Source organism: Pseudomonas sp. (assembly GCF_049590575.1).
Classification (GTDB): domain Bacteria; phylum Pseudomonadota; class Gammaproteobacteria; order Pseudomonadales; family Pseudomonadaceae; genus Aquipseudomonas.
The window spans coordinates 24,393-34,025 of sequence record NZ_JBAWDE010000327.1; the positions used below are offsets into that span (position 1 = coordinate 24,393).

General features: G+C 57.4%; 9 protein-coding genes. 2 read left to right on the plus strand and 7 right to left on the minus strand.

Annotated features, from left to right (window positions below; all coding sequences use genetic code 11):
* Window positions 1–39 precede the first annotated feature (39 nt).
* A complete protein-coding gene (locus tag WBR57_RS22925; protein ID WP_424086910.1) occupies window positions 40–2,145 on the minus strand; it encodes a putative bifunctional diguanylate cyclase/phosphodiesterase in 2,106 nt (701 codons plus the stop codon).
* Window positions 2,146–2,455: 310 nt separating this feature from the next.
* Here WBR57_RS22925 and WBR57_RS22930 point away from each other — a divergent pair, with 310 nt between their 5' ends.
* On the plus strand, window positions 2,456–3,121 hold the full coding sequence (locus tag WBR57_RS22930; protein WP_424086912.1) for a polysaccharide lyase family 7 protein: 666 nt from the start codon (window positions 2,456–2,458) through the stop codon (window positions 3,119–3,121).
* A 92-nt stretch (window positions 3,122–3,213) separates the two neighbouring features.
* Here the strand turns inward: WBR57_RS22930 and WBR57_RS22935 are convergent, their stop codons facing one another.
* Window positions 3,214–3,669: a hypothetical protein gene (locus WBR57_RS22935; RefSeq protein ID WP_424086914.1), complete on the minus strand. Its 456-nt coding sequence runs from the start codon at window positions 3,667–3,669 to the stop codon at window positions 3,214–3,216.
* Between the two features lie 286 nt (window positions 3,670–3,955).
* Here WBR57_RS22935 and WBR57_RS22940 point away from each other — a divergent pair, with 286 nt between their 5' ends.
* Window positions 3,956–4,642, plus strand: a complete 687-nt coding sequence (locus WBR57_RS22940) for a transposase (RefSeq protein ID WP_424086916.1) — start codon at window positions 3,956–3,958, stop codon at window positions 4,640–4,642.
* A gap of 695 nt (window positions 4,643–5,337) precedes the next feature.
* Here the strand turns inward: WBR57_RS22940 and fba are convergent.
* The 5 genes from fba to epd form a co-directional block, all read right to left on the minus strand.
* On the minus strand, window positions 5,338–6,402 hold the full coding sequence (gene fba, locus WBR57_RS22945) for a class II fructose-bisphosphate aldolase (protein WP_003177554.1): 1,065 nt from the start codon (window positions 6,400–6,402) through the stop codon (window positions 5,338–5,340).
* Between the two features lie 280 nt (window positions 6,403–6,682).
* On the minus strand, window positions 6,683–7,018 hold the full coding sequence (locus WBR57_RS22950; RefSeq protein WP_424086918.1) for an MliC family protein: 336 nt from the start codon (window positions 7,016–7,018) through the stop codon (window positions 6,683–6,685).
* Window positions 7,019–7,080: 62 nt separating this feature from the next.
* Complete coding sequence (locus WBR57_RS22955; RefSeq protein WP_424086920.1) at window positions 7,081–7,308, minus strand: hypothetical protein; 228 nt, start codon at window positions 7,306–7,308, stop codon at window positions 7,081–7,083.
* A gap of 29 nt (window positions 7,309–7,337) precedes the next feature.
* A complete protein-coding gene (locus WBR57_RS22960) occupies window positions 7,338–8,501 on the minus strand; it encodes a phosphoglycerate kinase (RefSeq protein ID WP_424086922.1) in 1,164 nt (387 codons plus the stop codon).
* Window positions 8,502–8,518: 17 nt separating this feature from the next.
* Window positions 8,519–9,574, minus strand: coding sequence for an erythrose-4-phosphate dehydrogenase (epd, locus tag WBR57_RS22965; RefSeq protein ID WP_424086925.1), 1,056 nt, complete (start codon window positions 9,572–9,574; stop codon window positions 8,519–8,521).
* Window positions 9,575–9,633 lie beyond the last annotated feature (59 nt).

Consider the following 9,633-nt stretch of genomic DNA (forward strand, 5'->3'; position numbering starts at 1 on the left):
GTCTGCAACAGGGTTCGGATGGGCGCCAGTGTAACCAATTCAACGCAGGCGGGCGCGCGACCAGTCGACGACTTCTTCGGCCATCAATGGCTGGGCCGCCCAAGGCCCCTGGACAAATAGGCAACCATTGGCCTTGAGCCACAGGGCTTGCTCCTGGGTTTCCACACCCTCGGCCACCACCAACACATCAAAATGCCCGCACAACTCGATAATGCTCCGCGCCATCGCCGCGTCCCGCGCGGAGCCGGGCAAGCGTGCGACCAATTGCGGGTCGAGTTTGAGCGTGTCGAAAGCCAGATCACGCAGATGAGCCAACGAACACTGGCCCATCCCAAAGTCGTCGAGGGCAATACGCACCCCGATGCGGCGCAACAACTTGAGTTGCTTGGCGCCTTCTGCAAGGTTGCTCATCAGGCAGTCTTCGCCAATTTCCACTTCCAGTTGCCGCGCCGGCAGCCCATGTCGCTCGAGCACCTGCGCCAGCTGGTTCGCCAGGTTGGGCATGTTGAATTGGCTGCTGCTCAGGCTCACGCTCAGCACCAGCTCATCATCGAAGCAGGCCTGCCACGCCTGGCGCTGGGCGGCCACCTGCTGGTAGATCCAGGCGCTTAATTGGCTGATCAGCCGTGCCTCTTCCAGCAACGGCAGAAACAACCCCGGCGGCACGTCGCCGACGCTGGGGTGCTGCCAACGCAACAGCGCCTCAACCCCACGCAGATACCCGTCCTCCAGGGAAACCTGAGGCTGGTACACCAGGGTGAAATCCTTGTTTTGAATCGCCGTGCGCACGCTGTCTTCAAGCATCAGGCGAGAGCGGGCGCGACCGTTCATTTCCTGATCGTAATAGCGATATTGCTGACGGCCCGCGCGCTTGGCTTCGTACATGGCGATGTCGGCTGCGCGCAGCAGGCCATTCAGGTCCGAGCCGCAATCAGGAAAGGTGGCAATCCCGATGCTGACGCCGAGCATTACATCCAGGCCCTCGACCTGTTGGCAGACCGACACCCGTTCGATCAGTTTTTCCGCAATCTTGGCGGCCTGTTCCGGAAATTCCAGCTCCAGCAATGCGGTAAATTCATCCCCGCCCATGCGCCCAAGAATGTCGCCGGAACGCAGGCAACTCTGTAATTGCTCCGAGACCCAGCGCAGCACCCGGTCGCCAGCGTCGTGGCCGAGGGAATCGTTGACTCGCTTGAAGCCGTCCAGGTCCAGGTAAAGCAACACCAGGGAGGGGCCGCCGCGCTCGTTGCGCAGCAGTGGGTTTTCGACCGCCTGGTAAAAACCACGCCGGTTCAGCAGCCCGGTCAGCGGATCGGTGACCGCCTGGAACTCCAACTGCTGGTGCAGGTGGCGCACCTCTGACATGTCCAACACCGTCACCACCATGGCCTTCTGCTCGGCCGGCAATGGCGCGCAGGACAACGCGACCGGCACTTGCTGACCACGGCCGGTGCGCAAGATGGCGTCGTGCAGGCGCCAGGTTTCGCCGTTGCGAAAAGCGTCGTACATCTGCGATTCCAGCCAGGCGGGCACATGGGGCTTTTGCAGGAAACTGAGAAATTCCCGGCCTTGCAGCTCATGAATCGTGGCATTGAGCAAGCGCGAAATGGCCGGGTTGGCATATTCGATCGTGCCGCCCTCGCCCACCACCAGGATGCCCTCGGCGGCGTTATCCAGCACGGAGGCGTTGAAGGCACGCGCGGATTCCAGGTCATGGCTCAAGCGCTGCAACGCGCGGCGGTTGCGCTGGTGTTCCAGCAAAGCCTGGACCTTGGGCTTGAGGATATGCGGGTCGAAGGGTTTGAACAGGTAGTCGATGGCGCCACTGGCGTAGCCTTCGAGCACGGCGGCCGGGGATTGGGCATTGGCACTCAGGAAAATGATTGGCGTCATCCGCGTGCGCTGGCTGCCGCGCATCAGGCGGGCCACTTCAAAGCCGTCCATGCCAGGCATCTTCACGTCCAGCAAGACCAGGTCGACTTCATGCACCAATAGCAATTCGAGCGCCTCAAGGCCCGAGCCGGCCATTATCACCTGCCAGTCTTCGCGCTGTAAAAGTGCGCGCATGCTGAGCAGATTTTCCGGGTAGTCATCGACCACCAGAAGAACCGAGCTGCCATCGCCGTGGTGTGGAGCGCATTCCATGCTACGTCTCTTCCTTAGAACTACTCCGGTCACTTCTGACAGAAAACCCGGACAAACACTGAGGCCTCACTCTAGCCCCGCTTCCGAAAAATCAGAAGTAACGTCAGTAGCATCATTGCGCCAAAGTTCAGGAAGCCGACTAACGGTCAGTGCCTACAGGCCACGGCTCACGGGAAACATGGCTTTTTGACATTCCTCTGACGCCAATAATTTGCCAGCCTTTAATTAACAATCTGGTGAGTACGGCCTATAAAGAAGTTGTCTGGCCCACGGGCCATAGCCTACACCCCTCTGTAAAAAGGCCTACGCCATGATCGACCTCTCCACTTGGAACCTGAGCATTCCCGTTGGCTCGCCCCCCGCGACCATCGACACCCCTAAACTGCTTAGCGGCTTCAAGGACCAATATTTCCAGGCCGAAGGCAGCAACGTGCAATTCTGGACACCCGTTACCGGCACCCGCACTGAAAACGCCGTTTACCCACGCAGCGAACTACGCGAAACCTACGCCGACGGCCGCCTGCGCAACTGGACCTACCCCGACGCCGACAACTTCCTGCGCGCGACCCTGGCCGTCAACCAGGTGCCCTCCAGCGGCAAGATCGTCATCGGGCAGATTCACGCCTATGACAGCCAGAAGCCGCTGATCAAACTGGAATACCAATTCAAGGAAAAAACCCAGACCGGCAACATCGTCGCCAAAGTACGCATGCGCCCGGATGAAGATGAAGGGCGGGTGATCACCGTCGCCTCCAATGTGCCGCTGGAGAAAACCTTCACTTATGTGATCAACCTCAATAAAGCCGGATTGCTGAGCGTGTACGCCGCCGACGGCGAATGGAACGAGCGCATTGGCGCCGCCTGGGGCGCGAAGCCGCTGTATTTCAAGGCCGGCGCGTATGTGCAGGACAACAGTGGCGACAGCAAGGAAGGCGCGCGGGTAACGTTTGCCAAGTTGGATATAGATCACGATTGAGCGACCAAGTCGCTCGTTAAGTTTACAACACCCTGTGGGAGCCGGATTTATCCGGCTCTCACCCTTGCCCGTCACGCCCCCCCTGCGAACAACTAAGGCGCTACTAACGTAATTTGTTTGGGTAGGAACACAAAAACGGTATTAGCGGAAATCGATGTAAAGGAAGAGTTTATTTCAATATCCCCTGGCCCGAGCACACTCATCGCAGGCATACCTACAACTGCACGCAATCTCTGGGGCACGTTACCAGCAGCTACTGTATAGATATAATTAAACACCGCCGAAGGACTATTCGTTGTAATGTTTTGAATATCTACTCTCCATATGTCGCCCGGCCGGGGCGCAACCAGCAATACATTGATGGGCATCTGCAAACCAAATCCACCATAATATTGAAACGTCGCATAGGGCTTATTATATTGGGTGTATGCAACGTTTGCGGGATCTTTAGGATCGAACCCTACTTGATCTTCGAGTGTGTCCCTAAAGAAATCCGAATAATACGCTTCGAGCGTTACCGGAAGCACTCTATATCTGAATGGCATCATGCACCTCACACAGTGGCTAATCCAAAATCAGCCGATTGAAAAATGATCATAGGAGCCTTGTCCTGCAAAACAACTGTCAACGTTGACAGTTGACAAAACACTCTTCTTAAGGGGACAGATTTATTTGTCGAATTGACTGACATTTCCCTACCATTCATCCCACGCCCCATCAGCTCTCCAAACACTTGAGGGAGCATTTCCCCAGTCGCATTGCGATACGTTTTTCTCAGGTCACTGTTTTCCCGCTGCTATACTTTTATCTTTCTACATGGACGTAGGAGGTTAAATGCCCAGAATGGCACGGCTGGTACTGCCTAATTACCCACACCATGTGGTTCAGCGGGGTCATAACAAGCAGGTCGTCTTTGCTGATGTAGCGGATTTCAAAAACTACCTCTCTAACTTGCAGGAGCTGAAACAAGCATTAGCTGTGAAGGTGTACGCGTTTTGCCTGATGACTAATCATGTGCACCTCCTGCTGGATCCGGGCGACGACCCTACGGCGTTAGCCAGGCTAATGAAGGTCTTAGCCGCACGTACGACGCGTTACCGCAACCGACTGGAAGGTCGCACGGGCACGCTTTGGGAAAGCCGATACCGTTCAAGCATTGTCCAGAACGACACCTATCTACTTGCGTGCACCCGATACATCGAACTCAATCCAATCCGAGCCAGGATGGTTGCTCATCCAAGCGACTATCCGTGGTCCAGCTTCAATACACGTTTCGACACAACGCCCGGAGCTGACTGGCTTGACGAGCTACCTTGTTTTGAATCGGCAGGTCTAGCTCCTGATGAAAAGCGAGCACGCTACGCCGTCCTTATTGAGCAAGGCGTCCCAACATCTGAAATTCAATTGATCAGGAACGCATTGCAAAGAGGGCAGTTGACGGGCAATTCAGTTTTTGTAGATGAGATTGAGAAAATTACGGGGTTGCGTATCACCAATCGCGGGCGGGGTAGGCCATGGTAATTTAAATAAATCCGTCCCCTTTATCCATCAATTAGATCTTGGAGAACACTATGATAAAAGACATCGGTAAACGCACAGCGAAAAACTCTACCGAGCTAACGTCCATACTCAGCGAAATGATTCTTGACGCGTCAAATGAGCCAGCCTACGCATCACCCTATATAAGAACCGCAACGATTTCCTATAGGGCAGCTGGAACCTGGGCCATTACAGTTGAACTAGGCGCCGCACCTGATCCAGTGCCACTAGCCGATTTCATAAAAAAGCTGACGACTCTATAAGTCTTAACTTCGGGCTGCCGCCGGAAACTGAGTACGATTATCTGTACACACCAGAAATGCATATCCCAAAAAAGTTCAAAAAAATTGAGTTCAACACTATTACAGGCAGCGTAGAACACCAGCCCACACCCGGACTGACGATCCGCTGCACCATATCAATGGCATACAACAAACCTTAACCACCCGACCTCGCACCGCTCTTTTTTGCGATGACTCTCTATAAAGGTCAGCCTCTCTGAAAAACACATAAAAACTTCAACAACAACAAACAACTTATGGATAAAGGGGTTAACCAAGACGACTAAGACCAAACCCTGAACCCTTTGAAAGCTCCATTCTTATCTAACAGAACACTATTCACTCGCCCACAAAAAAGCCCGCATCGCTGCGGGCTTTTTCATTGACGCTTAAGGCTTAGTTGACCTTCGCGTTCAACTCGCCTTTCAAGTAACGCTGGTACATCGCTTCCAACGAGATCGGCTTGATCTTCGAAGCGTTGCCCGCAGTACCGAAGGCTTCGTAACGTGCGATGCACACGTCACGCATGGCCGTCACGGTGGCGCCGAAGAATTTACGTGGGTCGAATTCGCTCGGATTGGTGGCCATCAGGCGACGCATTGCGCCGGTGGATGCCAGGCGCAGGTCGGTGTCGATGTTGACCTTGCGCACGCCGTACTTGATGCCTTCGACGATTTCTTCAACTGGTACGCCGTAAGTTTCTTTGATGTCGCCGCCGTACTGGTTGATGATCGCCAGCCACTCTTGCGGCACCGAGGAAGAACCGTGCATCACCAGGTGGGTGTTGGGGATGCGCTTGTGGATTTCCTTGATGCGGTCGATGGCCAGCACGTCGCCGGTAGGCGGCTTGGTGAATTTGTAGGCGCCGTGGCTGGTGCCGATGGCGATGGCCAGGGCGTCCACCTGGGTCTTCTTCACGAAGTCCGCGGCTTCTTCCGGGTCGGTCAGCATCTGGCTATGATCCAGTACGCCTTCGGCGCCGATGCCGTCTTCTTCACCGGCCATGCCGGTTTCCAGGGAACCCAGGCAGCCCAGCTCGCCTTCAACCGAAACGCCGCAGGCGTGGGCCATTGCGACAGTTTGCTGGGTAACACGCACGTTGTATTCGTAGTCGGTTGGGGTCTTGCCGTCTTCACCGAGTGAGCCGTCCATCATCACCGAGCTGAAGCCCAGTTGGATGGAGCGCTGGCACACGTCAGGGCTGGTGCCGTGGTCTTGGTGCATGCACACCGGGATGTGCGGGAATTCTTCGATCGCAGCGAGGATCAGGTGACGCAGGAAAGGCGCGCCGGCGTATTTGCGGGCACCGGCCGAAGCCTGGACGATCACTGGGGAGTCGGTCTTGTCAGCGGCTTCCATGATGGCGCGCATCTGCTCAAGGTTGTTGACGTTAAAGGCTGGGACGCCGTAGCCGAACTCGGCTGCGTGGTCCAGCATTTGACGCATGCTGATAAGTGCCATTGTGTTGTCTCTCCCGGTCGAGGGTCGTTAATCGTGCAAGCCTGCCGTAGCGGCGGCTGCTATTCAAGTTATTGCGGGTCAGGCTTTGCATGCCTGGCCTGCTGAATCGTTATTGCTGCTGGACTTTGACCAATCTCAATTTGAAACCGGATAAATGCGGGAGGCGGCTTGCCCCCGATAGCGGTCTATCCGTCACAGACTTCGGTGGCCGACCCACTGTAATCGGGGGCAAGCTCCCTCCCACATTTGGATCTCATTTCATTCGAGATCGGGTTCGGTGTTACTGGGCCTTGCAGCCCCGCCCGATCAAATCGTCGGTGGCGACCCAGTAAACCAGGCCTTCCTCACCTTTTGTGTGAAACGCCAATTGGTCGTTGGCGTACAGCACGCCCGAGGCAGCAACGTCCTGTTTAAGGCGATAAACCTGGTCCGAACCGCCGAGGCGTACATCCACCTCGCTGCGGGCCTGGTTGGCAAAACGCCAGTTCACCTCGGCCTTGCTGTCGCAGGTCCAGGTGGTCCATTTATCGGCAGTCTCTGCCTTGCTGTCGAACATGTTCATGCTGCTGCAACCGGCCAACAGGGCCAGGGCTGCCAGGGCGAAAACGCCTTTCATTGCCAATCCTCGAACGACGGCCCACTAGGCCGCCACTGCTGTCGGTTAGTTGATCAGACCCGTCAAGGGCAACCCTGTTCCTGACCGTTGGGCGCGGAGTCGTATTTCTCCAGCCGTTCGTTGCCGATGCGCTTGTTGATCACCGGCATGGTCTCGGCTTGCCAATCCGCCTGGTAGCAGCTTTTTTTCTGCGCCGCCCCCGACTTTTCGGGCTCAGGGGCCGCGCTTGGCGTGCTGCCGCAGCCGGCTAACAGGCCCGCTGCGATCGCCACTGCCAACGATTTGATCATGGGAATGCTCCTTTTCCGGATCACGCGCCTTAGCCTTTGGCTCGGGTTTCCAGCACTTCAACGGCCGGCAGCACTTTGCCTTCGACGAATTCGAGGAACGCGCCGCCACCGGTGGAAATGTAGGAGATCTGGTCGGCAACGCCATATTTATCGATGGCCGCCAGGGTGTCGCCGCCGCCGGCGATGGAGAACGCCGAGCTTTCGGCAATCGCGTGGGCCAGCACTTTGGTGCCGTTGCCGAACTGGTCGAACTCGAACACGCCGACCGGGCCGTTCCACAGGATGGTCTTGGACGACTTCAACAGTTCAGCGAAGTTGGCTGCGGTCTGTGGGCCGATATCCAGGATCATGTCGTCGGCGGCCACGTCGGCGATGAGCTTGACGGTGGCTGCGGCGCTTTCCGCGAATTCCTTGGCAACCACCACGTCAACCGGCAATGGCACGCTGACTTTAGCGGCGATGGCGCGGGCGGTGTCCAGCAGGTCCGGCTCGTACAGCGACTTGCCCACCGGGTGGCCGGCTGCGGCCAGGAAGGTGTTGGCAATGCCGCCGCCGACGATCAGCTGATTGCAGATCTGGCTGAGGCTGTTGAGCACATCCAGCTTGGTGGAGACTTTGGAGCCGGCAACGATGGCCGCCATTGGCTGGGCCGGAGCACCCAGGGCCTTGCCCAGTGCGTCCAGTTCAGCGGCCAGCAATGGGCCGGCTGCGGCCACTTTGGCGAACTTGGCCACGCCGTGGGTCGAACCTTCGGCGCGGTGAGCGGTGCCGAACGCGTCCATCACAAACACGTCGCACAGGGCCGCATATTGCTGGGCCAGTTCGTCGCTGTTGTTTTTCTCGCCTTTGTTGAAGCGCACGTTTTCGAACAGCACGATGTCGCCGGCTTTCAAGTCGACGCCATCCAGGTAATCAGCCACCAGCGGCACGTCGCGGCCCAGGGCCTTGCTCAGGTACTCGGCCACAGGCTTGAGGCTGTTTTCGGCGGAGAACTCACCTTCGGTCGGGCGACCCAGGTGGGAGCAGACCATCACGGCCGCGCCTTTTTCCAGGGCCAGCTTGATGGTCGGCAGCGAGGCCAGGATTCGCGCATCGCTGGTGACAACACCGTCCTTGACTGGGACGTTGAGGTCTTCGCGAATCAGTACGCGCTTACCTTGCAGATCGAGGTCGGTCATCTTCAACACGGTCATGGGTCGCAGTTCCTGAATTACTGTTGAGGTTGTTTAGAGGCGATGTGCAGATAATGTTCCGCAACATCCAGCATTCGGTTGGCAAAGCCCCATTCGTTGTCGAACCAAGCCAGGATGTTCACCAGCCTTGGGCCGGAAACACGGGTCTGGCTGGCATCGACAATCGCCGAATGCGGGTCATGGTTGAAATCACAACTGGCATGGGGCAACTCGGTGTAGGCCAGCAAGCCTTTGAGCGGGCCGCTGGTGGCGGCGTCGCGCAGTATCCGGTTGACCTCGGTGGCATCGGTGTCACTGACGGTTTGCATGGTGATATCCAGACAGGACACGTTCACCGTCGGCACCCGTACGGCTTTGGCCTGAATTCGCCCGGCAAGTTCCGGCAGCAAGCGCTCGATGCCGCGGGCCAGGCCTGTAGACACCGGAATCACTGACTGAAACGCCGAACGCGTGCGGCGCAGGTCTTCATGATGATAGGCGTCGATCACCGGTTGGTCGTTCATCGCCGAGTGAATCGTGGTGATCGACACGTAATCCAGGCCGATCGCCTGATCCAGCAGGCGCAACAGCGGCACGCTGCAGTTGGTGGTGCAGGAGGCGTTGGACACCAGCAGCTCATCGCCAGTCAGGCAATCCTGGTTGATGCCATAGACGATGGTGGCGTCGACATCCGCCTCGCTGGCCATCGGCTGGGAAAACAGCACACGCGGGGCGCCGGCGTCGAGAAAACGCTGGCCATCGGCACGCGTGTGGTAAGCACCGGAGCATTCCAACACCAGGTCGACGCCCAGCGCCGCCCAGTCGATGCCCTCGGGGGTGGCACTGCGTAATACTTTTACGCAGTCGCCGTTGATATGCAGACAGTCGCCTTCGACGCGCACTTCGCCGGGGAACCGGCCGTGGGTGGAGTCAAAGCGTGTCAGGTATTCGATGCTGGCCATGTCGGCCAAATCGTTAATCGCGACAATTTCAAACCCGGCCGCCGGCCCTCGCTCGAACAGAGCACGCAAGACGCAACGACCAATGCGGCCGTAGCCGTTGAGTGCAACTTTGTAGGGACGCGCTTGGGGCATGGGGTTCTCGATTACCTTGGGTAATGGGGTGGCCGTTAGACCGCTTTCGCGAGCAAGCC

What these genes read in the sequence shown, in the direction of transcription:
- WBR57_RS22925 (WP_424086910.1), bottom strand. Translation starts at nt 2,145, where the DNA reads ATGGAATGCGCTCCACACCACGGCGATGGCAGCTCGGTTCTTCTGGTG.
- WBR57_RS22930 (WP_424086912.1), top strand. Translation starts at nt 2,456, where the DNA reads ATGATCGACCTCTCCACTTGGAACCTGAGCATTCCCGTTGGCTCGCCC.
- WBR57_RS22935 (WP_424086914.1), bottom strand. Translation starts at nt 3,669, where the DNA reads ATGATGCCATTCAGATATAGAGTGCTTCCGGTAACGCTCGAAGCGTAT.
- WBR57_RS22940 (WP_424086916.1), top strand. Translation starts at nt 3,956, where the DNA reads ATGCCCAGAATGGCACGGCTGGTACTGCCTAATTACCCACACCATGTG.
- fba (WP_003177554.1), bottom strand. Translation starts at nt 6,402, where the DNA reads ATGGCACTTATCAGCATGCGTCAAATGCTGGACCACGCAGCCGAGTTC.
- WBR57_RS22950 (WP_424086918.1), bottom strand. Translation starts at nt 7,018, where the DNA reads ATGAAAGGCGTTTTCGCCCTGGCAGCCCTGGCCCTGTTGGCCGGTTGC.
- WBR57_RS22955 (WP_424086920.1), bottom strand. Translation starts at nt 7,308, where the DNA reads ATGATCAAATCGTTGGCAGTGGCGATCGCAGCGGGCCTGTTAGCCGGC.
- WBR57_RS22960 (WP_424086922.1), bottom strand. Translation starts at nt 8,501, where the DNA reads ATGACCGTGTTGAAGATGACCGACCTCGATCTGCAAGGTAAGCGCGTA.
- epd (WP_424086925.1), bottom strand. Translation starts at nt 9,574, where the DNA reads ATGCCCCAAGCGCGTCCCTACAAAGTTGCACTCAACGGCTACGGCCGC.